This is a genomic window from Bradyrhizobium sp. 45 (genome assembly GCF_023073155.1).
GTDB classification, from domain to species: domain Bacteria; phylum Pseudomonadota; class Alphaproteobacteria; order Rhizobiales; family Xanthobacteraceae; genus Bradyrhizobium; species Bradyrhizobium canariense_D.
This window is the reverse complement of sequence record NZ_JADPIX010000028.1, coordinates 120304-144191: the sequence shown is the minus strand read 5'-3', so window position 1 is coordinate 144191 and position 23888 is coordinate 120304. Positions and strand designations below refer to the sequence as shown.

The 23888-nt window shown below is 63.1% G+C and carries 25 protein-coding genes; 12 read left to right on the top strand and 13 right to left on the bottom strand.

Annotated elements, in window-relative coordinates; all coding sequences use genetic code 11:
- Nucleotides 1–434: 434 nt before the first annotated feature.
- The 6 genes from IVB42_RS04855 to IVB42_RS41985 form a co-directional block, all read right to left on the bottom strand.
- Nucleotides 435–899 (bottom strand): hypothetical protein, encoded by a 465-nt coding sequence (locus IVB42_RS04855; protein ID WP_247399026.1) that lies wholly within the window; start codon nt 897–899, stop codon nt 435–437.
- Between the two features lie 61 nt (nt 900–960).
- On the bottom strand, nt 961–1344 hold the full coding sequence (locus IVB42_RS04850) for a hypothetical protein (RefSeq protein WP_247399023.1): 384 nt from the start codon (nt 1342–1344) through the stop codon (nt 961–963).
- 292 nt (nt 1345–1636) lie between these two features.
- The gene (locus IVB42_RS04845) at nt 1637–3919 is read right to left on the bottom strand and encodes an AAA family ATPase (protein WP_247469784.1); all 2283 of its coding nucleotides are present in this window, start codon (nt 3917–3919) and stop codon (nt 1637–1639) included.
- Between the two features lie 227 nt (nt 3920–4146).
- On the bottom strand, nt 4147–4347 hold the full coding sequence (locus IVB42_RS04840) for a helix-turn-helix domain-containing protein (RefSeq protein WP_247399018.1): 201 nt from the start codon (nt 4345–4347) through the stop codon (nt 4147–4149).
- Nucleotides 4348–4520: 173 nt separating this feature from the next.
- The gene (locus IVB42_RS04835; RefSeq protein ID WP_247399015.1) at nt 4521–5924 is read right to left on the bottom strand and encodes an integrase family protein; all 1404 of its coding nucleotides are present in this window, start codon (nt 5922–5924) and stop codon (nt 4521–4523) included.
- Nucleotides 5925–6450: 526 nt separating this feature from the next.
- Entirely contained in the window at nt 6451–6582 is a 132-nt protein-coding gene (locus IVB42_RS41985) for a hypothetical protein (protein WP_256374433.1), read from the bottom strand.
- 335 nt (nt 6583–6917) lie between these two features.
- Here IVB42_RS41985 and IVB42_RS04830 point away from each other — a divergent pair, with 335 nt between their 5' ends.
- Nucleotides 6918–7112 carry a hypothetical protein gene (locus tag IVB42_RS04830; protein ID WP_018457760.1) on the top strand — a complete coding sequence of 65 codons (195 nt, stop codon included), beginning with the start codon at nt 6918–6920 and terminating at the stop codon, nt 7110–7112.
- Nucleotides 7113–7152: 40 nt separating this feature from the next.
- Here IVB42_RS04830 and IVB42_RS04825 read toward each other — a convergent pair whose 3' ends face one another.
- Entirely contained in the window at nt 7153–8322 is a 1170-nt protein-coding gene (locus IVB42_RS04825; RefSeq protein ID WP_018457761.1) for an OpgC domain-containing protein, read from the bottom strand.
- 260 nt (nt 8323–8582) lie between these two features.
- On the opposite strand from IVB42_RS04825, the gene IVB42_RS04820 reads away from it, so the two are divergent.
- The 3 genes from IVB42_RS04820 (at nt 8583) to IVB42_RS04810 (ending at nt 10140) form a co-directional block, all read left to right on the top strand.
- On the top strand, nt 8583–8888 hold the full coding sequence (locus IVB42_RS04820) for an ETC complex I subunit (RefSeq protein WP_007591346.1): 306 nt from the start codon (nt 8583–8585) through the stop codon (nt 8886–8888).
- Nucleotides 8889–9081: 193 nt separating this feature from the next.
- A complete protein-coding gene (locus IVB42_RS04815; protein ID WP_247368882.1) occupies nt 9082–9567 on the top strand; it encodes an Lrp/AsnC family transcriptional regulator in 486 nt (161 codons plus the stop codon).
- Between the two features lie 273 nt (nt 9568–9840).
- Nucleotides 9841–10140 (top strand): DUF3551 domain-containing protein, encoded by a 300-nt coding sequence (locus IVB42_RS04810; protein WP_247399009.1) that lies wholly within the window; start codon nt 9841–9843, stop codon nt 10138–10140.
- A 72-nt stretch (nt 10141–10212) separates the two neighbouring features.
- Here the strand turns inward: IVB42_RS04810 and IVB42_RS04805 are convergent, their stop codons facing one another.
- Nucleotides 10213–11241 carry an AraC family transcriptional regulator gene (locus tag IVB42_RS04805; RefSeq protein WP_247296823.1) on the bottom strand — a complete coding sequence of 343 codons (1029 nt, stop codon included), beginning with the start codon at nt 11239–11241 and terminating at the stop codon, nt 10213–10215.
- 113 nt (nt 11242–11354) lie between these two features.
- Between IVB42_RS04805 and IVB42_RS04800 the strand changes: the two genes are divergently transcribed.
- From IVB42_RS04800 to IVB42_RS04785, 4 genes are read left to right on the top strand one after another with little or no spacing between them, the layout of a single operon-like run.
- Nucleotides 11355–12527: an isovaleryl-CoA dehydrogenase gene (locus IVB42_RS04800; RefSeq protein ID WP_018457765.1), complete on the top strand. Its 1173-nt coding sequence runs from the start codon at nt 11355–11357 to the stop codon at nt 12525–12527.
- A gap of 24 nt (nt 12528–12551) precedes the next feature.
- The gene (locus tag IVB42_RS04795) at nt 12552–14156 is read left to right on the top strand and encodes a carboxyl transferase domain-containing protein (RefSeq protein ID WP_247296820.1); all 1605 of its coding nucleotides are present in this window, start codon (nt 12552–12554) and stop codon (nt 14154–14156) included.
- Nucleotides 14157–14160: 4 nt separating this feature from the next.
- A complete protein-coding gene (locus IVB42_RS04790) occupies nt 14161–16176 on the top strand; it encodes an acetyl/propionyl/methylcrotonyl-CoA carboxylase subunit alpha (protein WP_247296817.1) in 2016 nt (671 codons plus the stop codon).
- A 1-nt stretch (nt 16177) separates the two neighbouring features.
- On the top strand, nt 16178–17089 hold the full coding sequence (locus tag IVB42_RS04785; protein ID WP_018457768.1) for a hydroxymethylglutaryl-CoA lyase: 912 nt from the start codon (nt 16178–16180) through the stop codon (nt 17087–17089).
- 45 nt (nt 17090–17134) lie between these two features.
- On the opposite strand, the gene IVB42_RS04780 is transcribed toward IVB42_RS04785, so the two are convergent.
- From IVB42_RS04780 to dctP, 3 genes are read right to left on the bottom strand one after another with little or no spacing between them, the layout of a single operon-like run.
- A complete protein-coding gene (locus tag IVB42_RS04780) occupies nt 17135–18493 on the bottom strand; it encodes a TRAP transporter large permease (protein ID WP_007591317.1) in 1359 nt (452 codons plus the stop codon).
- Nucleotides 18490–19044 (bottom strand): TRAP transporter small permease, encoded by a 555-nt coding sequence (locus IVB42_RS04775; RefSeq protein ID WP_247296812.1) that lies wholly within the window; start codon nt 19042–19044, stop codon nt 18490–18492. The genes IVB42_RS04780 and IVB42_RS04775 overlap by 4 nt, the downstream gene beginning before the upstream one ends.
- Nucleotides 19041–20063 (bottom strand): TRAP transporter substrate-binding protein DctP, encoded by a 1023-nt coding sequence (gene dctP, locus IVB42_RS04770; protein WP_085349845.1) that lies wholly within the window; start codon nt 20061–20063, stop codon nt 19041–19043. The genes IVB42_RS04775 and dctP overlap by 4 nt, the downstream gene beginning before the upstream one ends.
- Nucleotides 20064–20388: 325 nt before the next feature.
- Between dctP and IVB42_RS04765 the strand changes: the two genes are divergently transcribed.
- Nucleotides 20389–20631, top strand: coding sequence for a pentapeptide MXKDX repeat protein (locus tag IVB42_RS04765; RefSeq protein ID WP_247399006.1), 243 nt, complete (start codon nt 20389–20391; stop codon nt 20629–20631).
- Between the two features lie 138 nt (nt 20632–20769).
- On the opposite strand, the gene IVB42_RS04760 is transcribed toward IVB42_RS04765, so the two are convergent.
- Complete coding sequence (locus IVB42_RS04760) at nt 20770–21117, bottom strand: DUF6481 family protein (RefSeq protein WP_018457771.1); 348 nt, start codon at nt 21115–21117, stop codon at nt 20770–20772.
- Nucleotides 21118–21385: 268 nt separating this feature from the next.
- On the opposite strand from IVB42_RS04760, the gene IVB42_RS04755 reads away from it, so the two are divergent.
- The 3 genes from IVB42_RS04755 (at nt 21386) to IVB42_RS04745 (ending at nt 22938) form a co-directional block, all read left to right on the top strand.
- Nucleotides 21386–21622 carry a hypothetical protein gene (locus IVB42_RS04755; protein ID WP_085385256.1) on the top strand — a complete coding sequence of 79 codons (237 nt, stop codon included), beginning with the start codon at nt 21386–21388 and terminating at the stop codon, nt 21620–21622.
- A 76-nt stretch (nt 21623–21698) separates the two neighbouring features.
- On the top strand, nt 21699–21947 hold the full coding sequence (locus IVB42_RS04750) for a hypothetical protein (protein WP_247296808.1): 249 nt from the start codon (nt 21699–21701) through the stop codon (nt 21945–21947).
- 184 nt (nt 21948–22131) lie between these two features.
- Nucleotides 22132–22938 carry a hypothetical protein gene (locus IVB42_RS04745; RefSeq protein ID WP_085385254.1) on the top strand — a complete coding sequence of 269 codons (807 nt, stop codon included), beginning with the start codon at nt 22132–22134 and terminating at the stop codon, nt 22936–22938.
- Between the two features lie 109 nt (nt 22939–23047).
- Here IVB42_RS04745 and IVB42_RS04740 read toward each other — a convergent pair whose 3' ends face one another.
- On the bottom strand, nt 23048–23209 hold the full coding sequence (locus IVB42_RS04740; protein ID WP_085349841.1) for a hypothetical protein: 162 nt from the start codon (nt 23207–23209) through the stop codon (nt 23048–23050).
- Nucleotides 23210–23888: the final 679 nt, after the last annotated feature.

Here is a 23888-nt window from a genome sequence, read left to right as displayed (position 1 = left end):
AACCAATCACCCATGTCGGTCAAAGCCGCTGCTCACCATCGCGCGAAACAGCTGCTCACGATCGCCTGAAATCGCCGCTCACCATCAGCGAAATGCGCAGTCGACATTGCGCGAAGTCCTGAAGCCCGCGATCTCTCTCGCCTTCGTGTCTGTTTTTGTCTGGTCGACCCTTCTCGCAAAACTCGGCAAGCGAAGGTGCGTCACTCCGAATCGGTGCGGTGGCGGGGCGCACTATCGATTTTGCGCGTTTTGGCGAATTCTTGTGCGCGACTTTGGCGCCAGAACGCGTTTGTAGCGCCTTGTGTTCGGCTGTCCGGGCTACGTTGCTAAGATGACAACTGAGAGGGTTACTTTTCGCACGCCAGCTCGCGGTTGCCTCCGCGCCGCGCCACCTGGCTTGCGCGGCGGAAGGACAACGCCCTCGGCCACTGCAATTACGTTGGCGGCCGGACCCCCGCGGCAGCGACTGCGTGCAACATCTTCTCTCGTCCGAAGAGGTTGATAGGTTTCGCCTCGCTCTCCTCGATCATAGCCTGGGCCTGCAGTCTCATGAACTCGTCAGCGTACTCTCGCCCTTGGAGCTGAGCGATCATGTTGTATTGACGATTGAGCTTCGCGATGAGGCGATCGCCCGACCAACGAACAATCGCTTGCTGAATGCGAACGAGCCAATAGGCAAGGAACACAGCGATGCCGGCCGCAACGGCCGAGAAGACGGCCGGGGTCATCCAAGTCAGCGGTCGGCCTGGTGCGCCGAATGCCCAAGCTGTCCAATAGGCTGCGTGCGGCCACCAGAGGAGGGCGAATGCCCCCGCGATCCCGAGCAGCGCGATTGCCGCGGCAAATCCCAAGGTGAAGACCGTGTAGAACTGACCGCGGGGCATCGGGAAGACCTCCATTCCGGGCTCGACACCAGATTGCCGCAGCTGGGAGGCCCCCGCAAGCCCGCCACAAGGCCGCTCAATCGAGGTAGGAGGGGCGCTGGACGCGTTGCATGGCGAGGATGGCCTGATTGACCGCTCGCTCTCTGCGAGTCCTCAGCAGCGCCGCGGCCGCAGGTTTCTTCAAACGGACCTTCTGGCGCTTCTTCCTGACCTTCTTGACCGGGATAGGGACACCGGGTGCATGGTGGAGCTCGCAGCGTTTGTTGAGCTGCCCTTTGCGGATCCTGCTCTTGGTCGTGAGAGCCCTGAAGATGCGCTGGCAGCCAGCTTCGGCACAGGCGGACTGATAGCGGATCATCTCGACGTAGCGGTCGTCGCGGGTCCAATGATCCTGGGTGCCGAGGATCTGGTACGGCCGGCCTCGGGACTTGAAGGAGCGGCCAGGAGTGAAGCGGTTCATAGGATACTCCCGAAGTGCCGGGGGAGAACGGATATGTTAGATGATGATTGCTCCAAGCCAGTGTGGAGCGCTCCGCGCATCTCCGCCCGCTTGGGGATTGCGGACAACGCATCCCCCCGAAGGGGTGGACTTGTCCTGTTGTCCGCAAAAACACCAACCCTTTGGGAAAATTGAACGTTTTGAGGTTCGCGGACATCTGTGTCCGCAATAACGCGTGTCCCGATGTCCGCAATGTTTTGGATGTTGTTGTAAGCGCTCATTGTTTTTGCCTTCGAGGACGGTTGGATGGCGCTCATGTCTCGTCGTCCGCAATATCGAGGATGAGGTACAATTCGCGACCTTGTTTGCCAGTCTTGCGAGCGGTTTCGCTGCGGACCGAGGCGCCGTTCTCGTAGTGCTGGGGCTTCTCGAACATGCGCCCCAACCGCTTGCGAAGTGCCTCTGGTGAGACGAGCTCGGCCAAACCCGTGTCGATCAGCTCCTCCGCCACAGATTTGATGGTCATCCGTTTTGCGTCGGCCGTTTTCAGTAAGTCGGCTACCGCATCGCGAATTCGAGTATTTTCGTCAGAGGAGCTCTCGGTGGCCGTTTTCGCACGGGTGAGCTTCACCGGGACAAGAACACCGACTTCTTCACCACCAAGCCCGCCGATCACGACGCCTTCGCGACGGAAGAAGCGGGGTTCCCCCGATAGAAGGGACATGTTCGCTTTGCCGTCGTCAAAGCGAATGTAGCGATTCTTTTCCTCATCTCGGATTCCGTACTTCTTCGCTGTTGCGGCATCGATGCCGTACAGCGTGGCGCCCATTCGCGCGACGCCGTTTAGAGCGCCCGCACCGCGGGCCGCGTCCATGTCACCCGCGTAGGATTCCCGGTTCGCGGCGTTTGGCGGCTTTCGTGTATGGTGGGCAAGTACCACGCCGCAGCGCCCGTTGACGGCGATACGCCGGAAGATGCGGCCGACGGCCGCGATCTCGACGTTATTGTTCTCGTCGACCGGGTGCAGCTCGACAAATGGGTCGAAGATCGCGAGGCCAACGCCATTCTCTTTGATGAATGCCTCGACGTCGATCGCATCTCTCGATCTGACGACGTGTTCGCCATCTTTCCGAGCAAACATCAATGCCTTATCCGCGCCAGATCCCAAGGCGAGGGCGGGACGGCCGTCTATCATCAGGTCGGGCCAACCCACGTCGAACTGCGTCATCACAGCAGCTAAACGCCGTTTCAGCTCGGCGAGTTCGTCCTCCTGGTTAAAGAGGAACACGCGCTCTCGCTTTGGAATATCAAACCCGACAATCTCGCTGCGCCCCGTCGCAACCGCGACAGCCATCATGAGGAGAAAGGTAGTTTTTCCCACGCCGGGTGGTGAGACTAGGGCCGAAACGTACTGCTTTGCGACGAAGCGACCGACGCAGAATTCGCGTTTCGGGAGCTCGTTGACATCGAAGGAGGCAACCCAATCGACATGCAGGCCCAGAGAAGCAACTTCGGGAACAGCCGTGAACTCTTCCTCTGCCGCGACTGAATGATTCCGGACCCACGCTCGTGCCAATTGACGGCCGTCGACATCCTCTGGGCCATGATCCCAAATTGCGGCGAGCTGCGCGAACTCTGTCGGGCTGAACTGCCCGGTGCGCCTCAAGCGGCTGGCAAGGCTGTAGAGGAACCCCGATCGAGTTGTATCGGATCCGCCGATAGCCGATTTATCACCCAACCACAGCCGATCGAACTTGCGATCCCGCTCCCGCAGGTCGTCCAACTTCAACTGTAGCCATGGAGGCACCGCACCCACACCGTACGCGGCCTCGACAGCATCCATATCGAGATCTATTTCGCCGGCATCGCCGGTCGCACGGGCCTTGCGGGAAGCTTCAACTGGAGCCGCCCAGTGGGCGAGCTCCTCGAGGGTGGTGTTGCTATTCCCGATATACTCGATCACTCGAGCGGGGGTGACTTCGTTGCGGCCTTGCCTCCGCTTTGCCTCCGTCGGAAAGTTCAATGTGCCCGGCAAGCGGCAGAGACGCGTGATGTCGGTAGTCGATTCCTCTGCGCCAAGGTGCCTTAAGATGCCACGTGTTTGGTCCTCGGCGAGATCAGCGAACCGGGAGGCGGGCAGCTTTTCGTCCAACAGCCAGCCCAATTGAAGGCCGCCACCAGAATCGACCGCAAACGAGTAGAAGCACTCATCTTCGCAGGCCACACGTTCCCGGACCGTCTCAAGCCTCTCGCGTTCTCGGGCGAGAACTTCAGGCGTCAAAACGACATTCTTGGCCGGATCCAGGTCCGCAATGACCATGCGGACGGTTTGGATGTCCGCTTTCTTGGCTCGCTTGTCGCCTAAGTCTAACCGCACTTCATTGGCGGAGTAGTAGACGTTGCATCTCGGCCCGAACTCGCGAAGAAACGATGTCGCGCGCGCTTCCCCGGTTGGGTCCAGACAAAATGTTATGAAGCGCTTCTCGTTGCCCTCAGGATGCAGCGCGGCAAGCTGGTGCATGCCACGGGCGTCCAGCCTTCGCAGATGGTCGAGCCCGACGGTTATGTCGATTGATAAATCAGGTCTGGCGTTCATCGCAGCACCTCGGGTGCTGCAGGCGATTCAAAGGCATAGGAGGTTCGTTGATTGTCAACGATCGTTGTGCTATTCATTTCTCACGTTTTCAGTTTCTGGCCCCGTTCGACCTGGCAGTCGGCGGGGCCATTCTTTTTGGCGCCCGCGGGGACGTGGCTATTTTGGCCCTCATATCTGGTGTTTGGGAATGCTTGGCCGGTGAAGACGCGCGCATGCGCGCCGGGGCTTTAGGCTGCTTCTGTTTCCGACGTCGACTTGCGCCGTCGGCTCCACATCCAGGCGTCAAGATCTGTTACGGCGTAGAAGACGCGACCCGGAACAGGATTGAGAAAGTCGGGGCCACCGCCCTTAACGCGTAGACGTTCCATCGTCGCTTTCGACAAGCGAACGTGGCGCGCGGCTTCAACGGTGTTGAGAAATTGAGACATAGCATGTTCCTTGGATGAGGGCGGTTGCCTCGGTTCAAGCCGTCTATCCAAGGAATGAGAGAAACAACGCGCTGCCCGGAGCGCGACACCTTGGCTTGAACAGTAAAATGCTATCGCAGATTGTCAGGAAGTCAACGGCAGCACGCAAGAGCCTGCTGCCGTCGTTATTTAAGTCAATCGATTCGCTGTACCCCGCCTAATTTACTAGCTCCAGCGACTTTCTGTTCCTCAATCACGACGACATTGTCGCGATCAAAAACGATTTCAGGTGCGCAATAATTCGGATTCGTGCCGACAATCTTGCGGAGCTCGGCTTCCAGGATCGCAGCGACCAGCCGCTTTTCCGGGAGCATATCGTACTTGTCGTACGTTGCAGTCACATCGCCCTCGAGGTGATCGAGAACCGCTTTGACGTCCTCGCGCTTAGCACCGCCGCGACGGGCGATCGTCGCGGCTGTCCGGCGAAGATCATGGGGCGTGAAATGCGCCATGCCAAGATGCTCCCGCATGCCTTTCCGGGCAGCGCGCTTTCCCTTGGCCGGCCGGCCGTTGAGCGCGGCCGACAAGGCATCACGTGTGATTGACTGTAGCTGTTGGCCTTGGTCTGCCGAACTGACCGTCTCACCGGTGCCAGACGCGGGCCGCGTCGACCAGGAACAGAAAACGGCCCCTTGATCGTCGCGCACAATTGCCTCCCGTACGGCGGCAACGGCCAGTGCATTTAGCGGGGCAATCACTTCGCGGCGCTTCTTCACCCGATTTTTTGGGATGTGATACTGCGGTTCTTCGCCGTTGAAGCCCACCAATTCCGGAATGAGCAGGCCCGCCGACTGACCTGGCCGGACCATGGTTGCCAGAATGAAGCGCAAGGCGAGTGCAATAGGCCTGCTCGCTGGCAGATCGGGATCATCCAAGCCCCACCAGAGCGTCCGGATTTCCTCGTCGGTGAGGACGCGTTCGCGTGGCGCTTCCTGATAGCGCCGGCGCATGTCGGCCACCGGATTCGCCGCAACGTGCTTGCGGCCCGGTTCCTTGGCCCAAGAAAAGAGGGTGTGCAGGATCGATTGCGTCCGGTTGGCACCGACCGGCGCCGTCGCGCCGATCTCCTCGAGGAGCTCCGCGACATCATCGTCGGTGATCTCGGCCGCGACTCGGCGCTTCCACTTCGCCCGCGGCTTTTTGAGGTAGCCCTCATCGTTCTTCCAGCTCGACTTTCGCACTTTGGCGTACTGGTCCAAGTACAGCTGAGCGAGCTCGTCGAAGGTCAGCCGGTCGCGCTTGGGCCGATTCGCCCGCTTTTCTGCGGCAGGGTCCGCGCCATTGGCTATGTTCCCGAGTAGGATCTTGGCCTGGGTGCGGGCGGCCTCCGGCGCCAGCTTGCCGACGGCAGCCACCGTGTAGCGTCGCACGGGCGCCGTACGTCCGGTTCCCGCCCGATAGACGATAATGAATGACATGGCGCCGGTTGGGCGGACACGCACACCGAAGCCGGGTAACTTTACGTCCCATACCGTGTATTCGGATTGCTGTTTTTTTAGGCCGTCGACCAGGGTCTTCGTGATGGTTTGACCGCTCATTTGTCCTCCGGGAAGCACGGGGGAAGCACCGCGGTGCCAATCACAGCGGGTGATGGATGGCACGAGGTGAAGGAGCGGGGCATTTCTCCGCGGCACTTAAGGCCGGTGAGGGTCTCCGAGGGTGGATGAGGGACTAGCTGGTATGTTTTGGGTACTGCAGGTCGTTGGTTCGAATCCAGCTGCCCCGACCAGTCCGAGGTGGGCCAGACCCGCGCCTCAGAACAATAGCCAATCGGCGAGGCGCCAGGCGAGCGCAGCTCCAGCCGTGCATGGCGCGCGTTCGATGCCGATGCCCGCAGCCGCCAAAGCCTTCCTAACCCTCGGCGCTCATTCCCTGCGCAACGCGACTTTCCGCGCGACTTTTCAAGGCATTGGGGCGGGTCGGGCGGCGCGGAATGCGTAAAACTTTGTCGAACCTTTAGGCGTCGTCCTAGACATATTGGTGTTGGGGATTTCAGCGCCCAATGCCTAACGGACGCCGCCAAGCGATGATATTCCGCTTGCGCGCGTTACGCTTTTCCAACCATCAGTTCGTCGCGTACCAGCCGAACGGAAACGGCAGGAATGGCCAGGCCAGCTGATTGTCGTTGGCGACCTTCCGCGGCTCCTGCTCCGGCGTCTTCGCGGGCAGAGCAGGCGGCGTCGAATGCAGCGCCAAGCGCAGACATGCACATTGCAAATTCATCGTGGTGGCCCCCGCCCATCAATCGTTTTCAAAAATTCGCGTCAGCCTGGAAATCAACGCGCGTCCTCAAAACGACGCGCTCATTCTCAAATCGCACACAGTCTAGGAAAATCGGCGGCCGCTTTCAACCGGTCTCGCCACGCGCTCACAGGAGGTAAGGTTGATCGGTTAGGTTAAGAGCGAGCGGTTGTTGCGGGCGCCTTCGCGACTGTTATCAGATCGGTTCGGCTTGCGACGGTCTGCCTGAAATTCGTGCTCACACGACATCACAGTTCGTCGCAGCGCTCGTATCCTGTGAGTTCTGTATCATGTCTCTCGATCGCAACGTCCGAACCGTCGGTCCGCAGGCGAGCTGGACCGAGATCTGGCACCTCTGGACCGTGTTCGTGCCGCGCCGCTCGATCAACGGGCAGCTCGTTTACGGCAAGGTCTGGCGCCGCCACGACGGCCGTGACTGGATCTACAAGAAGTTTACCGAGTACGACAGCGAAGCGGCGGCCTGAAGCGGGGGCGCTGTCGTCCGGCGGGATCGGAGCTGCCCGTTCAAGCGGCCTTTGCGGCCGCAGTCTTGGGCGGCGGCGGCTTCAGCGGCTTGTCCTGCTTCTTCGACCAGGAGATATAATAGGCCACCGTCGTCATGATCGCGATCCCGGCGACGCTGACGAAGATCTGCGCGAACAGCGAGCCCGAGCTCATCGACAGCTCGAAATGACCGACGAAGGACAGGAACACGCCGACGCAGAACACGGCGAGCGACTGCTGGCCGCACACGATGATGGGGTCGAACCCTTTCCATTCCAGGCCCGGCCAGTCCTTGGGCACGAAGCGGATCACCAGGATCACGATCACGACGAAGTGGATAAAGCGGTAGGGCGCGAGGTTGGTCTTGTCGTTCGGGTTGAACGCCGAGAACAGCCATTCCGGGAACATGCCGCCGAGGGTCGGGAAGCGGCCGGCCATGGTCATGACCAGCGCAAACAGCATGTAACCAAGACAGAGCCACAGCGTGACCGGCGCGTTGATCAGCGTCATCGAGCGCCGCGCGCCGCCCATGGCGCACCAGGCGCCGAACACGAACAGCACCTGCCAGCAATACGGGTTGAAGTACCACTGTCCGGCCGGATAGGCGTTCAGGTTCAGGCCGAAATGGCGCGCGGTCAGCCACAGCACGATGGACAATGCCATCGTCAGGTCCGGCTTGCGCAGCATGAACCAGAGCACGGGCGGAAACAGCCCCATCAGCACGATGTAGAGCGGCAGCACGTCGAGATTGAGCGGCTTGAAGCGCAGGAACAGGCCCTGGCGCAGCGTCTCGGTGGCGTTGTCCACCAGGCCGGCGACGTTGAACTCGTTGATCATCTCGGAATCGCCGAAGCGCAGCGCCAGATAGCTGATCGAGGCGATGTAGATCACGAACAGGATGATGTGGGCGACGTAGAGCTGCCAGACCCGCTTGGTCAGCCTCGTAGCACCGACGAGGAAGCCGCGCTCGAGCATCATCCGCGCATAGACGAAGGAGGCGGTGTAGCCGGAGATGAAGACGAACAAATCCGCGGCGTCGGAAAAGCCGTAGTTGCGGGTGGTGATCCAGTTCACCACGTTGTCGGGGATATGGTCGAGGAAGATCGCCCAGTTCGCAATGCCGCGAAACAGGTCGAGCCTGAGGTCACGGCCCTTCTCGGGGAGCGTGGCGTTGATGTTCAGGAAGGACATGCGACGGGAGCTTTCGGAGGGGACGGACAGGTAGATGTCAACGAAGCAGGGCCACCGGGCGAGACCCCGGCGCGGAAGGCGGGTACGCAATTGTCACGATGCAGCATAATGATTATACCCGTCGGCGAGCCATCCCGGGGGGCCGGAATCACCGATCAGTTCCCTAAAGGTGTCTCTATACTATGCCCGCGGTTTCCACCAACTGCTACCGTGACGCATCGAAATCGAACGAAAAGACGAACAAGAGGCCCGGACCGTCCATGACCGCACGCATTTTCAAGCCCGCCAAGAACGCGATGCAATCCGGCCGGTCGAAGACCAAGGAATGGCAGCTCGACTACGAGCCCGAGCAGCCGCGCGCGGTCGAGCCGCTGATGGGCTGGACCTCGTCCGGCGACATGAAGCAGCAGATCACGCTGCACTTCCACAGCAAGGAAGAGGCGGTCGCCTATTGCGAGCGCAAGGGCATCGCCTACCAGGTGATCGAGCCAAAGGAATCGGTGCGCCGTCCGGTCGCCTATGCGGACAATTTCTCGTTCCGCCGCGGCGAGCCGTGGACGCATTGAGGGCGGGCAACGAAACTCTCGTCATGCCCGGGCTTGTCCCGGGCATCCACGTTTTAGCGTCCACGTAAAAAGCCCGCGGTTGGCCGGGACATGCTCGGCCAACCACGCCGGTTCTTCCCATCGTCCTGCCCTTGGCAGCCATTCCGCCCCGTGCTTCGCTGTCTCGCATGATGCGACCATGACGAGGTGGGCTATGGCGGGGCGTGACCAGCTCGACGGCGTCGATCTGAAAATACTCTCCGAGTTGCAGCAGGACGGGCGGGTTCGCAATAACGAGCTGGCGCTGCGCGTCGGGGTGTCCGGGCCCAACTGCGTGAGGCGGCTGAAATCGCTGTTCAGCCGCGGCGTGATCCGGGCGGTGCGCGCCGTTATCGACGAGCGGCTGCTCGGCTACGAGGTGGTGTCGTTCGTCTCGATCCAGCTCGGCAGCCAAGCCCAGCCGGTGCTGGCGGCATTCGAGAGCTCGATCGCCGCGATCCCGCGCATCCAGCAGTGCTGGCGGATTTCGGGAGACACCGACTATCTTCTCAAATGCGTGGCGCCGAGCGTCGAGAGCATGCGCCAGCAGCTCCTGCATTTCGCCGCGATGCCGAACGTGAAGAACGTCCGCAGCTTTCCGGTGCTGGGCGTGGCGAAGGACGTGCCGCTGCCATTGCAGGAGATCGCGGCGGTAGGATAGTTCGGCGGCGACGGGTCCCAAAACGTAGCTCGCGTAACGACATCCAAACATCCGAAGGCGCGGGAGTGACTCCCTTACCGGGATACAGGTTCGGATAAGGCGGATATAAACATAAGTAACTCACCTAACTGTGACATGTGATTTGCGAAGTTCTGCAATGCGCCGAAGCGTGATTGCCGGTTCCTGGTGCTGGCCTACATGCGAGGTGTGAACCTCAGCCTGCGTCGCATGCCGAGGCCTCTTTTGTGGGACCCTGAAGCAGGAAAAGACAACATGACCTCGATCTCGAAGACGTTCGTCGTATCCGCTGCGACGCTGTTTGCATCTGCGTTTCTCATGATGACCGCGCCGGCTGCCCAGGCAGAAGACCACTGCATCACCAATGGTGCCCAGGCCGCGCATGGCTGCGGCTATCCGACGATGGAGGCCTGCCGGGCCGCGGCCGGCGGCATCGGCGGCTCGTGCTCACAGAGCGGCGGCGCGAAGACGTCGGCCGACGCGCTGGCCTTCCAGCCGAAGCAGACGCACTCGCGCACCAAGCTGCGCCCGGGCGGGCAGACCAACTCGAACTGAGCGAGACCGTTTGGAAATGTTGCGGCCTCCGAGTTGGATCTCGGAGGCCGCAACAGCATGACAACCCGCGCTTCAGCGATACCTGCCGCGAAACTCGCGCGGGGAGGCGCCGGCCCAGGTGCGGAAGGCGCGAGAAAAGCTCTTCTCGTTGCGGAAGCCGGCGATCTCCGCGATCCGCTTGATCGGGCTGCGACCGCGCATCAACTCCTGCTTGGCGAGCTCGAATTTGGCCTCTTCCTTGAGATCCCGCAGTGAGGTCGCTTCATCGCGCAGGCGCCGATGCATGGTGCGGGTGGAGAGTGCCAGCTCGCTTGCGACATCCTCGGCGCCGAGACTGCGTCCGCGCGCATTGCGGAGTACGCGGCGAACGCGCTCGACCAGCAGCCGGTCGCGCCGATAGGGCAGTACGGTCAGCCGCAGCGCGCCCTTGAGCATGTTGTCGAGGTCCGCCGCGCTCCGGGTGAGCGGCAGCAACAGGTAATGCTTGTCGAAGGTGATGGAAGCGCGGTCCGCACCGAAGCGGATGTTTCGGCAAAAGATGGTCGGATAGACCGAGACGTGGCCGGGCTCGGGGTACGGAAATTCCGCGGCGCGGAGCGCGATTTGCGAATCCACCGCCCAGCAGGAGAAGCCGAGAACATAGCGGAGCAGGGTGACCAGGCAGAATTCGCGTAGAGGTCCGAGGTCGGCCAGTTCGCGGATGGACACGACCGCGGTCTCCTCGCCGACGGCGAGATCGAGCAGCACGTCCTCGGTGAGCAGACGATGGTGCCGGCACCAGCGCTTGAGCGCGACCTCCAGCGTCGGGGCGGTGATCGAGGCGCGGCACAGCATGCCGTAGGTGCCAAAGGGCAGCCGCCGCGAGAACCAGCCGAGCGCCTCGTCATCGAGTTCGCGCATGGCATGGCCCGCCAGCGCCTCGAACTGGCCGGCCGTGACCCGCCCATCCGGAGAATTGACAAGGTCCGGCGTTACCTGACCCCGGCTCAGCGCCTCGGTCGGATCGCGGCCGTAGCGGTCGTAAGCGGCAACGACGCCGCGGACGAAGGCGGCAGGGGTCACGGCACGGCGCGGGATCGCGGTTGCGACTTGAAAAGGCATCGGAAAATCCTCTGGGAAAATCCTCGCCAAGTTTGGCGGAAAATGCAACCTTTTCGACCGCAGAAGGGCCCCGATGCCGCTAGGTTCGGTCCCCAAAATAGGGAGGAATCGCCTTGAATATCCCGAGCATCGATTTCGATCTGGGCGAAGACATCAGCATGCTGCGCGACACGCTGCGCGCCTTCGTGGAGGCGGAGATCGCCCCGCGTGCCGCCGATATCGAGAAGGCCAATCTATTCCCGGCGGACCTCTGGAAGCGCCTTGGCGACCTCGGCCTGCTCGGCATGACCGCGCCGGAGCAATATGGCGGCTCCAACATGGGCTATCTCGCCCATATCGTCGCGATGGAGGAGATTTCGCGCGGCTCGGCCGCGGTCGGGCTCTCCTATGGCGCCCACTCAAATCTCTGCGTCAACCAGATCCGCCGCAACGGCAATGATGCGCAGCGCGAGCGCTATCTGCCAAAGTTGATCTCCGGCGAGTATGTCGGCGCGCTCGCGATGTCCGAGCCCGGCGCCGGCTCAGACGTCGTCTCGATGAAACTGCGCGCCGACAAACGCGGCGACCGCTACGTGCTCAACGGCTCGAAGATGTGGATCACCAATGGCGGCGATGCCGACGTGCTGGTGGTCTATGCCAAGACCGATCCGGAAGCGGGCCCGCGCGGCATGACCGCCTTCCTGGTCGAGAAGGGGACGAAGGGCTTCAGCCACGGCCAGCATCTCGACAAGCTCGGCATGCGCGGCTCCAACACGTATCCGCTGTTCTTCGACGAATGCGAGGTGCCGGAGGAGAACGTGCTTGGGAAGGTCGGGGAGGGCGTCAAGGTGCTGATGTCCGGCCTCGACTATGAGCGTACGGTCCTCTCGGGTGGACCACTCGGGATCATGGCGGCCTGCATGGACGCGGTGGTGCCCTATATGCACGAGCGCAAGCAGTTCGGGCAGCCGATCGGCGACTTCCAGCTCATGCAGGGCAAGCTCGCCGACATGTACGCGACCTGGCAGGCCACGCGCGCCTATGTCTATGCGGTGGGGCGTGCCTGCGACCGCGCCGATCACGCGCGCAGCTTGCGCAAGGACGCCGCCGCTGCGATCCTCTATTCCGCCGAGAAAGCGACGTGGATGGCGGGTGAGGCGATCCAGGCGCTTGGCGGGGTCGGCTACACCTCCGAATTTCCGGTCGGACGCCTGTGGCGCGATGCAAAGCTCTACGAGATCGGCGCCGGCACCTCGGAGGTCCGGCGCATGCTGATCGGTCGCGAATTGATGGCTGAGACGGCTTAAAACCTTCACGCAATTGGAACCAACATGCCGCTCCATTCCAGCATCGATACGTCTTCTTCGGACTTTGCGCGCAATTCCGAGGCCATGCGCACCCTCGTCGCGGATCTGCGCGAAAAGCTGAGCCAGGTTGCGGGCGGCGGCGGCGAGGTCTCGCGCAACCGCCACACCTCGCGTGGCAAGATGCTGGCGCGCGAGCGCGTCGACCTGCTGGTCGATCCCGGCACCGCGTTCATGGAGCTGTCGCCGCTCGCGGCCTATGGCCTTTACGGCGGCGACGTCCATTCGGCGAGCGTCGTCACCGGGGTCGGGCGCATCGCGGGCCGCGAATGCGTGATCGTCGCCAACGACGCCACCATCAAGGGCGGCACCTATTATCCCATGACCGTGAAGAAGCATCTGCGCGCGCAGGACGTGGCGCGGCAGAACAATCTTCCCTGCGTCTACATGGTCGATTCCGGCGGCGCCTTTTTGCCGCTGCAGGACGAGATCTTTCCGGACGAGCGGCATTTCGGCCGCATCTTCTACAACCAGGCGCAGATGTCGTCGCAAGGCATCCCGCAGATCGCCATCGTGATGGGCTCCTGCACGGCCGGCGGCGCCTATGTCCCCGCGATGTCGGACGAGAGCATCATCGTGCGCAATCAAGGCACCATCTTCCTGGGCGGGCCGCCGCTGGTGAAGGCGGCGACGGGCGAGGTGGTGACCGCCGAGGAGCTCGGTGGCGCCGACGTGCATTCGCGACAATCAGGCGTGACCGATCATTACGCCCAGAACGACGCACACGCGATCGGCATCGCCCGCCGCATCGTCGGCACGCTGAAGCCATCGGTACGGCCAAACCTCAACATGCATCCGCCGCGTGATCCCTTGTTTGCGGCCGAGGAGATCTATGGCGTGGTGCCCGTCGACGGGCGCAAGCCGTTCGACGTGCGCGACATCATTGCGCGCGTGGTTGATGGTTCCGAGTTCGACGAGTTCAAGAAGCTGTACGGCACGACGCTGGTGTGCGGCTTCGCCCACATCTGGGGTTTTCCGGTCGGCATCATTGCCAACAACGGCATCCTGTTCAGCGAGAGCTCGCTGAAGGGGGCGCATTTCATCGAGCTGTGCTGCCAGCGCGGCATTCCGCTGGTGTTCCTGCAGAACATCACCGGCTTCATGGTCGGCAAGAAATACGAAGCCGGCGGCATTGCGCGTGACGGCGCCAAGCTGGTGACGGCGGTCGCGACCGCGTCGGTGCCGAAATTCACCGTGGTGATCGGCGGGTCCTACGGCGCCGGCAATTACGGCATGTGCGGCCGCGCCTACTCCCCGCGCTTCCTGTGGATGTGGCCTAACGCGCGCATCTCGGTGATGGGCGGCGAGCAGGCCTCGATGGTGCTGAGCCAGGTCCGCCGCGACAATATCGAGGCCAAGGGCGACAGCTGGTCGAAAGAAGACGAAGATAAATTCCGCGAGCCGATCCGCGCGCAATATGAGAGCCAGGGGCACCCGTATTACGCGACCGCGCGGCTTTGGGACGACGGCGTGATCGACCCGGCCGATACAAGGCTGGTGCTCGGCCTCGGCCTCTCGGTGGCGTCGAATGCGCCGATCGAGCCGACGAAATTCGGCCTGTTCAGGATGTGATGCGATGGACCGCTCAAAGCTCTACCGCCGTTTTCGCACCCTCCTGATCGCCAACCGCGGCGAGATCGCCTGCCGCGTGATCCGCACCGCGCGCGCCATGGGCCTGCGCACGGTCGCGGTCTATTCCGAGGCGGATCGCGACGCAATGCATGTCGCGCTCGCCGACGAGGCCGTGCTGCTTGGGCCTGCGCGTGCCCGCGACAGCTATCTCAATCCCGAACGGCTGATCGAGGCCGCGCGCAAGACCGGCGCGGAGGCGATCCATCCCGGCTATGGCTTCCTGTCGGAGAATGCCGAATTCGCCCAGGCGTGTTTCGACGCCGGCCTGGTCTTCGTCGGCCCGACAGCGGCAATGATGACTGCCATGGGCTCGAAGTCCGGCTCCAAGGCGCTGATGGAGAAGGCCGGCGTCCCGCTGGTGCCCGGCTATCACGGCGAGGCGCAGGACGATGCGACGTTGGCGAAGGCGGCCGAGAAGGTCGGTTTCCCGATTCTGGTGAAGGCGTCCGCCGGCGGCGGCGGCCGTGGTATGCGCATCGTTCGCTCCGCGGATGAACTTGCGCCTGCGATCGTCAGCGCGAAGCGCGAGGCCAAGGCCGCGTTCGGCGACGACCGCATGCTGATCGAAAAATATGTCGATAACCCCCGGCATATCGAGGTGCAGGTGATCGGCGACAGCCACGGCAATCTGCTCTCGCTGTTCGAACGCGAATGCACCCTGCAGCGCCGCCACCAGAAGGTGATCGAGGAGGCGCCGTCGCCGACGCTCAATCCCGCCCAGCGCGAGACGGTCTGTGCCGCCGCGCGAAAGGCCGCGGGCGCCGTCAACTATGTCGGCGCCGGCACCATCGAGTTCGTGTCCGACGGCGAGGACGTGTTCTTCATCGAGATGAACACTCGTCTCCAGGTCGAGCATCCCGTGACCGAGCTGATCACGGGGATCGACTTGGTCGAGTGGCAGTTGCGCGTCGCTTTCGGCGAGGCGTTGCCGCTGAAGCAAGACGAGATCAAGCTTCACGGCCACGCCGTGGAGGCGCGGGTCTACGCGGAGAACCCGACCAAGAACTTCATGCCGTCGGTGGGCAAGATATCAACCTGGCGTCTGCCCGCTGAAACGGGGGGGCTGCGCATCGACTCCGGCTATCGGGAAGGCGATACGGTTTCGCCGTACTACGATGCGATGCTGGCAAAAATGATCGCCTGGGCGCCGACGCGGGATGTCGCGATCGAGCGGCTGAACCGCGGGCTGGAAGAGTCCGACGTCCGCGGCATCGTGACCAACATCCCGTTCCTGTCGGCGCTGATGACGCATCCGAAGGTGAGGGCGAACGCGATCGACACCGGCTTCATCGAGCGCGAACTGACGGTTCTGACGCAGGCCCCGGCGGCGCCGGGCGAGCTCGAGCTCTGCGCCGCGGTGGCCGCTGTGATCAACCACGAGCGGCAGGCTGCACAGGCGGACGCGAATTCGCCCTGGCAGACCTTTGGCTGGATGCCGGTCGGCCGCCGCCAGCGCAATTTTGCGTTTCGCGCGGGTCATGGTGTTGGTCATGGGTCCGAGCAGAAGATCACGCTGAACTATGGCAGCGGACCAGCGACGCTGGTGATCGGCGAACGCGAGCTGGCATTTGCGATCGCGCCCCGGGACGGCGGCTTCGACGTGACGCTTGACGGCGTCAAATCGTTCGTCGCGGCCGTGATCGACGGCCATGAGCTGTATTTGCGCACGCGCAACGGGCGATTCGACCTGCATTGGGTCGATCCGTTCGGCGGCGAGATGGAGGAGCAGGCCGGCGCGGACAAGATCGCAGCGCCCTTGCCGGGCACCGTCGTCGCCGTGCTGGCGGAGGAGGGCGCCAAGCTCGAGAAGGGCGCGCCGATCCTCACCCTGGAAGTGATGAAGATGGAGCAGACGCTGCGTGCGCCCTATGCCGGCGTGCTGAAATCCATCAAATGCAAGGTCGGCGACATCGTCCAGGAGGGCGTCGAGCTCGCCGTGGTCGAGCCTTCCGGAGAATGAGATGAGCGATAAGGTCCGCATCATCGAAATGGGGCCGCGTGACGGCCTCCAGAACGAGAAAACGGCGGTCAGTGTCGAGGCCCGGATCGCCTTCATCGAGGCGCTGGTCGCGGCCGGCCTCAATACAGTCGAGGTCGGCGCCTTCGTCTCGCCCAAGGCGATCCCGCAGATGGCGAGCTCGGACGCCGTGCTGCGCGGCGTTAGCCATTTGACCAGTGCCGAATTCCACGTGCTAGTGCCGAACGAGAAGGGCTATGACGCCGCGTGCGCGGCCGGCGCAAAGATCGTCTCGGTGTTCGCCGCGGCCTCCGAGGGCTTTTCGCGGGCCAACATCAATTGCACGGTCGCGGAGTCCATCGAACGGTTTAAGCCGGTGCTGGCGCGCGCCAGGGACGATGGTGTCAAGGTCCGCGGCTATATCTCCTGCGTGCTGGGCTGTCCGTTCGACGGTGAGATCCAGCCGAAAGCGGTCGCCGATCTCGCCACCACGCTGTGGGAGCTCGGCTGCTACGAGATCTCGCTCGGCGACACGATCGGTGTCGGTACGCCTGCCAAAGCCAAAGAGATGCTGCGGGCGGTCAGCGCCAACATCCCTCCCGCCAATCTCGCGATGCATTTTCACGACACCTACGGCCAGGCGCTCGCCAATCTCTATGCGGGGCTGGAGGAAGGCGTCCGCGTCATCGACGCCGCCGCCGGCGGCCTCGGCGGCTGCCCCTACGCGCCGGGCGCGACCGGCAACGTCGCGACCGAGGACGTCGTCTATATGCTCGGTGGCATGGGGATTAGGACGGGTGTCGATATGGACCGGTTGCTGGCGGCAACCAACGAGATGAGCGGCGTGCTGGGCAAGCCGCCGGTGAGCCGCGTGGCCTCCGCACTGAACGCGAAGAGGAAGCGCGCCAGCTCCTAGTTCTCCGTTATTGCGAGCGCAGCGAAGCAATGATGGTGGACGCAGCTACCTGCTCCCGTCCGGCCCCATCACCAGGTCCGGCAGTGCGGTCGAGATGCCCGGCACGAAGCAGAGCAGCAGCACCGCGAGCATCATCAAAAGCACGAACGGCAGCGTGCCCCAGATCACCTCGCGCAGGGGAATATCCGGCGCGACGTTGCGGATGACGAAGATGTTGAGGCCGACGGGTGGATGGATCAGTCCCATCTCCATCACGATGGTCATGACGACGCCGAACCAGATGATGTCGAAATTGGCGGCGCGGAGCGGCGGCAGGATGATTGGCGCGGTCATGAGAATAATCGAGACCGGCGGCAGGAAGAAACCGAGCACGACGACCATGACGAGGATCGCGAACAAGAGGCCCCAGCGGGGCAAATGCATCGCGACGACGGATTCGGCGGCCGATTGCGAGATGTGCAGATAGCTCATCACGTAGGAATAGAGCAGCGACATGCCGATGATCATCATCAGCATGGTCGATTCCCGGATCGTCGATTTCAGGATCGGGGCAAGGTCGCTCGGCCGCCACACGCTGTAGATCGCCGCGATCAATGCCAGCGCCAAGAGGCCGCCGAGGCCGGCAGTCTCTGATGGCGTGGCGTAACCGCCATAGAGGGCGATCATGACGCCGGTGAGCAGCAGCACGAACGGGATCACGCGCGGCAGTACGCTGAAGCGTTCCGCGAGCGTGTACTCGTCGCGGGCGAGGATCGCAGCTTCCGGGCCGCCGTTCTTGTAGATCGCTTCGGCCGCGGCGTATTCCTGGCGGAAGCGAATCACGGCGTAAACGCCGAACAGCGAGACCAGCAGCAGGCCGGGCCCGATACCGGCGAGGAACAGCCGTCCTAGCGATTTTTCGGCGGCGACCGCAAACAGGATCATGGTGATCGACGGCGGCAACAGAATGCCGAGCGTGCCGCCGGCGGCGATGATCCCCGCGGCAAAGCCGCCGGAATAGCCGCGCTTGCGCATCTCGGGGATGCCGGCCGAGCCGATTGCCGAGCAGGTCGCGGGCGAGGAGCCCGCCATCGCCGCAAACAGCGCGCAGGCGAACACATTGGCGACGCCGAGCCCGCCGGGGACGCGGTGCAGCCAAGCGTGCAGGGCCGAGTAGAGATCCTGGCCGGCGCGCGACTTGCCGATCGCGGCGCCCTTCAGGATGAAGAGCGGGATCGACAGCAGCGTGATCGAGGCCATTTCCTCGTAGACATTCTGCGTCACCGTGTCGAGAGAGGCGGCGGGCATGTAGATGCCCATGAACACGACTGCGACCGCGCCGAGCGCGAACGCGATCGGCATGCCCGAAAACATCACGACAAGCGTCGCGATCCCGTAGGCGAGGCCGATACCGAAAACGCTCATGAACGCCTGGCTCCAGCGAAAGGCAGCGCAAGCTGCACGAGGATCTGGACGCAGAGCAGACTCATGCCGAACGCCATTAGCGAATAGGGGATGGCCAGCGGCGGCGACCACATCGAGTTCGAGACCTGGCCATCGACATAGGCTTCATGCGCCAGTGTCCAGGACTTCCAGGCGAAGAAAGCGCAGAACAGAAGCGTCACGGCATCGACCAGCCAGAGCCTGATCCGGTTCGCCAGTGGTGAGAGCAGGCCGACGAAGGCCTCGATGCCGATGTGACCGCGGTTCTGCTGCACGTAGGCGGCCGTCATGAAGGTCGCGCCGACCAGCAGGAACACCGCGGCCTCGTCCTGCCAGTAATTGGCAGCCTTGAACAAGGCGCGGCTGAGCACGCTGTAGCTCAGGATGGCGCAGGCGGCGATCAGCGCAATCGCGGCGAACACGACGATGATGTTGTTGAGGATGGCGAGACCGCGATCGATCGCTGCCGCAAGGCCGGTCCTTGCGGCAGCGTTTACCTGGCCGTCACGATCCGGAAGCGGACCGTGGCTCATGCGGCGACGTCGGTCGCGAGCTTGAGCAGGTTGGCAGATGTCGCGGTCTTGGCGCCGTAGTCCTTCCATGCGGTGTCGCGGGCGATGTCACGCCACTTGCCGACGGTCGCGGCATCGAGCGCCGAGACCTTGGCGCCGGCCTTCTCGTAGACCTTGGCGACCTCGACATCGTCGTCCTGCGCGCCCTTGCGGCCGAAGGCTTCGAGCTCGGTGCCGACCGCGAGCAGGACGTCCTGCTGGTTCTTCGGCAGCTTGTCGAAGATCGCCTTCGACATCATCAGCGGCTCGAGCATGAACCAATAGGACGCGCCTGCGCCCGAGGTCAGCGATTTCGCGACCTCCTCAAGCCGGAACGAGATCAGGCTGGTCGAGGAGGTGATGCCGGCATCACACGCCCCCGTCTGCATCGCTGCGTAGATTTCGTTCGAGGGCACCGACAGCACGGATGCGCCGGCAGTCTGCAGCACCATGTCCATCTCGCGCGAGCCGCCGCGCACCTTGAGACCCTTGGCATCTTCGGGGGCCACGATCGGCTTGGAGCGGCTGGCGACGCCGCCGGCCTGCCACACCCAGCTGAGCAGGATGATGCCCTTGTCGGCGAGGAAGTCGGTCAAGGCCTTGCCGACCGGCTCCTTCTTCCAGCGCATGCCCTGGTCGTAGGTGGTGACGAGGCCCGGCATCAGGCCGATATTGGTTTCCGGCAATTCGCCGCCGGCATAGGGCATCGGATAGAGGCTGATGTCGAGCGCGCCCTTGCGCATCGCGGAGAACTGCGCGTTGGTCTTGATCAGCGAGGAGTTCGGATAGATCTCGGCGGCGATGTCGCCGTTGCTGCGCTTGCTGACTTCGGCGGCGAACACGCGACAGAGCCGGTCGCGGAAATCGCCCTTGTCGACGGTGCCGCCCGGGAATTGATGCGAGATCTTCAGCGTGGTCGCGGCATGCGCGGTGCCGGTGCTGAAACGGAGAATGGCGGGTGCGGCGACGGCGGTCGCGATCAGGTGGCGGCGCGTGAACATGGCGTGATTCCCTTGGACGGTTCTTGGAAGGTTCTTGTTTGCTTTGCCGTGATTTTGGGCCGGTCTTGGAGACCGCGCTGAGGCCCATCCTAGCCGGTCTTTCAGACAATGTTCTCTAGTCTGATAGTTCGAGACCGAATGCCGCGGCAAGCGTCGGTGATGCTGCATTGCACACTCCCGATCTCCTACATCCGCAGAACCAAGGATGGCGGCGGGCTCGCGGAAATTTATCAGCGGCCGCGTAACAACGCCCCGTGGCAATCCGTCGAGATCAGATAGCGGCGTCCGTCGCTGACCAACATCCATCTCGAAGGGAAGACCAGTCATGACCATTCGTTCCCGCATCGCGCTCGGCGTTTCGGCGGCCGTTCTCTCGCTCGGCCTCGCGCTGTCGCCGGCCGCCTTTGCCCAGGACAAGATGGGCAAGGATGACGGCATGATGAAAAAGGACACGATGTCCAAGGACGGCATGAAGAAGGACACCATGTCCAAGGACGACGGCATGAAGAAGGACACGATGTCGAAGGACGGGATGAAGAAAGACGACGGGATGATGAAGAAGCACTGATCTTCCAACGTCGAGAGGCGCTTGCGACAGGCTGACGCGCGCCAAAAATCCGGGGGCGGTCACGTAGACCGCCCCCAGAGCATTTGTTTCAGTCCAAATTCAATTGAACGTGACTTGCGCGCGTTAGACTTGCAAACGTTACTTGCGCTTCGCCTTGCGGGCGGCGTAGCGGGCGTCCCGCTTGGCTTTTTGCTCGGCCTCGGCTTCGGCCGCCTTCGCGACGGCTTCTTCGGCCTCGCGGGCGATCCGCGCGGCCTCGAGCGCGGCAGCTTCTTCTTGAAGGCGCTTCTGCTCGGCCTTTTCCGTGTCGCGCGCAGCCTTTGCTTCGGCGCGCTTGGCCGCAAGGGCCTCGCGCTCCGCACGCTTCGCCACAACCGCGGGATCATCCGGCCCCGGCTGCGACTTGAATTTGTTCAAAAGGTTCTTGCGTGCTTCCTGTGCCGCCTTTTGCCGGTCGGAGAAGCCTGGTTCCCTAAATCCACTCATCGGCGAACCTTGTCATCCTCGCTTTCGATCCTACATCACTGCCTGTTGGTACGTCGGCTGGGCATAGCGGGCGCCGCGCGACGCAGATGCGTGTACATCGGCGCGCGCCGTGATGCCACCTATAATCGCAGCCGATCAGGTAGACGAAAATCGCCGCCCCCGACGATCTCTCGTAGCCCCGAAAAACTGCCGAATTGTGATGTCCCTCATAAGGGGGCACCAGGGCGGTGCCTAGCGTCCGCCCGGGTATGAGACGCGGAGCACGGGTATGACGATCTCACGACTGAGCCTGAAGGCGCTCGCAATCGCCGTTGTGGTGGCAGCCTTGGCCACTGCCGCGCTGCTGCTCGCCCGTCCGCAACCAATCGAAAGTGCCGTCCTGGGCACGGATTGGGAATGCACCCAGACCGCGTTTGTGCTTACGACCTGCGCTCCGCGCGTCCAGCAGGCGATCCCGGCGGCCGAAACCTCCCGCAAGGAAGCGATCCGGCCGACCCGAGGCTAACCGGGAGAAGCTGGACGGGATGTGACGCCACGCCGCAGAGGTGATAAAGCCCGCTCGCCCCCGTGATCGGTCAGCCATGTCCAAGCCCGAAGCCAGTTCCGAAGCCAGCTCCGAAGCTAAGCCCGAACCGGGCGCGAAGCCGAAATCCACTCCAAAACCTCAATCCGGTGACAACCGCCGCGGCGCCATCGCTGGCTTGATCATCGCGATCCTGATCCTCGGCGTCGGCTGGTGGCTCGCCCGCGATCTCACCTCCGCGAGCAAGATGCAGGACTGCCTGATGTCCGGGCGAAGCAACTGCAATGTGATCGAGCCGGCCCACTAGAGGCATGCCAGAGCGACCCGCGCGGACGAAAAAATGTCGTGATCTTAATCATTTGTAACGGGACTTAGCCGACCAAAGCAGGTCAGTCATGTCAGCCGGCATCAGCTCAGCGCGAGCCGAATCGTCTATCGCGCCAGGCATCACGGCGGTTGACGGCAATCGAAAGAGTAGGGGGCAAGCACGCATGAGTGTGTCCAGTCGCATCAAGATCATCATTCCCTTGGTTTCGGCGATGTCATTGCTCGCCGTCCCGGCGCAGGCTCAGGACGCCAGACCGCCGAGAGACGCCGCCCAGCCATCGGCCGGGCCAGGCGCCGGCGCGCCGCCGCAGAACATGCGAAAGGGGCCGCCGCCGCAGCAGGCTGCCCGGCCGGCGCCACAGGCCGGCGTCCAGCCCTACGCCGGCGGTCTTGGTCATGCTGGTCCGGGTCCAAATCCTGCTCTCGCGAGTCCAGGTCCTGGCCCTCGCAATGCCGGCGGTCCGCCGCCCGGACGCAATTACGCCAGGGGTCCCGCACCGGCGCGCGACTGGGGCGGACACACCTATCGCGGCCATCTCGCCTGGGATGGCGGACGCTGGCGCCACGAAGTCCACAACGGCCGCTCTGGCTGGTGGTGGGATGTGGGCGGCGCGCGGTATTATTATCCGCAGCGGATGGACGGGCCTCCGGCCTATATCTCGGAGGATTATTACGACGACGTCCCCGTGGCCTATGCTCCGCCCGTCGCCTACGAACCGCCGCCGCCGCCGCCACCAGCCGATCCCGGCGCGAGCGCGCTTGGCGGCGCTATCGTCGGCGGCGTGCTGGGCGGCCTGATCTCGGGCAACGCCTCGGGTGCGGCCGCAGGCGCTGTGATCGGCGGTGCCACCGGCGCGATCGCCGGCGCGACGGCTGCTTCGCGCCCCGGCTACTATCTGGCCCAAGGCAACTGCTACTACCGCTATCCGAGCGGCCAGTACGTGCAGGCTGATCCACGGGCTTGTTACTGAGCACGCCAGGCGAGGGCTGAAGCGAAGAGGCGGCGAAAAGCCGCCTCTTTTCGTTTTGGCGCTGGCCCTCAGCTGGCCGGGAATTGATTCAAGGGGATCGCCCCGCGCGTCAGGACACTAGCCAGCTGAAGAACGCGATGGCGGCCCAGACCAGGCCTGCGATCCAGGCCAGCATCACGATGCCGATGGTCGCAAGATAAGCGATGCCGAGCGGGTCGGATCTTTCGCCTCGCGTCGGGACGGGAATTTCGGCTGCGGCTTCTTGCGTCATGACGGGAATATCTCCCAAGCCTTCTCGCTCTCTGGGAGCGCTGAGGACTGTTTAGCGGAGGCGCCGTGCGCCGGCTGTGACGCACTTCACAGATCGGTACGCATCAAGCCCCCAATCGGGGCGGGTCGTTCGACAGATGCGTGAATTGGATTGCGTCGCAAATCCGCGAGGACGGCATTACCCCGCAATCATACGGACGAAATTGCCACGCGCTTGTCCAGATCGTCCGGCTAGAATTGGCTTCATGTGTACCAAGTACGATCCACAGCATGAAGCCGAGACGGCGATGAAGCGCGCCGTGGCGGCCGAAGGTCCTGACCGGCAACGTCTCATCGAGCTGGCCCTGGCCTGGCATCAACTCGCCCGCGACCGGCGCGAAGAGCGGACGGACTGAGCTCTCTCTGTTACGAGAGAACTGGTATTCACAGAAAAACCCCGTGCTCGGGGGGACAAGCACGGGGTTCTCGAGAGCCGATCGGGGCTGGCAAATCGGCACCACTGGATTTCGAACGCGCCGATCGCAAGTTCGTTCCGCGCCCCCTTCAATTTTTTCGCGCGAGAACGCCGCCATCGGCGCCTATGCTCGTGACACTCGACGCCTGACGCGAGCCGCCGAAACGCTCCGTTAAGACTCGTTCGGACGACGATTTTCCGATCGCGATTCGTTTCGGGGAACGAA